This is a genomic window from Rhodococcus sp. NPDC057014 (genome assembly GCF_042673295.1).
Classification (GTDB): Bacteria; Actinomycetota; Actinomycetes; order Mycobacteriales; family Mycobacteriaceae; genus Rhodococcus_F.
Genome location: NZ_JBHUSF010000631.1, coordinates 1 through 1,467, shown reverse-complemented (window position 1 = coordinate 1,467; position 1,467 = coordinate 1). Strand labels below are relative to the sequence as shown.

General features: G+C 67.2%; 1 protein-coding gene. It reads left to right on the top strand.

Annotated elements, in window-relative coordinates; genetic code table 11:
• Positions 1 to 1,467, top strand: a 1,467-nt coding sequence (locus ACFTZB_RS45590; RefSeq protein ID WP_378442588.1) for a catalase, incomplete at both ends; no start/stop codon positions are given.

Here is a 1,467-nt window from a genome sequence, read left to right as displayed (position 1 = left end):
TCCGCCGACCCGATCAGCAAGGCCGCATTCCTCGGCAAGGACGTCGAGACGCCGGTCTTCGTCCGGTTCTCCACCGTCCTCGGCTCCCGGGGGTCGGCGGACGCCGTCCGCGACACCCGAGGATTCGCGACCAAGTTCTACACCGCAGAAGGCACCTTCGACCTGGTGGGAAACAACATCCCGGTGTTCTTCATCCAGGACGGCATCAAGTTCCCCGACATCATCCACGCCGCCAAACCGCACCCCGACCGCGAAATCCCCCAGGCGCAGAGCGCGCACGACACGTTCTGGGACTTCGTGTCGCTGCACACCGAAGCCACCGCGCACACCCTGTGGAACATGTCCGACCGCGGCATCCCGCGGTCGTACCGGATGATGGAAGGCTTCGGCGTCCACACCTTTCGGATGGTGAACGCGGCGGGCGAGAGTTCGCTCGTGAAGTTCCACTGGAAGCCGAAACTCGGTGTGCACTCCCTGGTGTGGGAAGAAGCGCAGATCGTCAACGGCATGGACCCCGACTACCATCGCCGCGACCTCGCCGACGCGATCGAATCCGGTGCGTACCCGGAATGGGAGCTGGGCATCCAGGCGTTCCCGGACACCCCGGACCAGACGTTCGAGGGCATCGACCTGCTCGACCCGACCAAGATCGTCCCCGAGGAACTGGCCCCCGTCCAACCGATCGGGCTGATGACGCTCGACGCGAATCCGACGAACTTCTTCGCCGAGACCGAGCAGGTGGCGTTCCATCCCGGGCACCTCGTCCCGGGCATCGACGTCACCGACGACCCGCTCCTGCAGGCGCGGATGTTCTCCTACCTCGACACCCAGATCAGCCGGCTCGGTGGGCCCAACTTCGGGCAGATACCGATCAATCGGCCCCACGCCGAGGTCAACGACATGCTGCGCGACGGCATGCACCAGACGGGCGTCCATCCCGGTGTCGCGCCGTATCGGCCGAATTCCCTCGACGCCGGTTGCCCGTTCCTCGCCGGCGCGGACACGGCGTTCGTGGAGGTGCCGGTGCCGATGCCGGAGTCGACGAAGCTGCGCGCCGCCCCCGCGAGCTTCGACGACCACTTCTCCCAGGCCCGACTGTTCTACGCCAGTCTCAGCCCGGTCGAGCAGACCCACGTTACGCAGGCCTATACCTTCGAACTGGGCAAGTGCTACGAGCAGGCGATCAAGGAGCGCGCCCTCGGCGTCCTCGCGAACATCGACCCCGACCTGTGCGCCACGGTCGCCGAAGGGCTCGGCCTGCCCGCACCGGAGCCGACCGTCGCCTACGACGTTGCGCCGACCCCCAGCCCGGCCCTGTCGCAGGTCGGCGCCGAGTGGCCGCTGGACGGCCGGATCATCGGCATCGTCGCCCACGACGAGTCGGATCTGTCCGAGGTCGCCGACGTGGTCGAGAAGATCGACAAGGAGGGCATGGTTCCGCTCGTCATCGGACCCCACGGCGGCGCA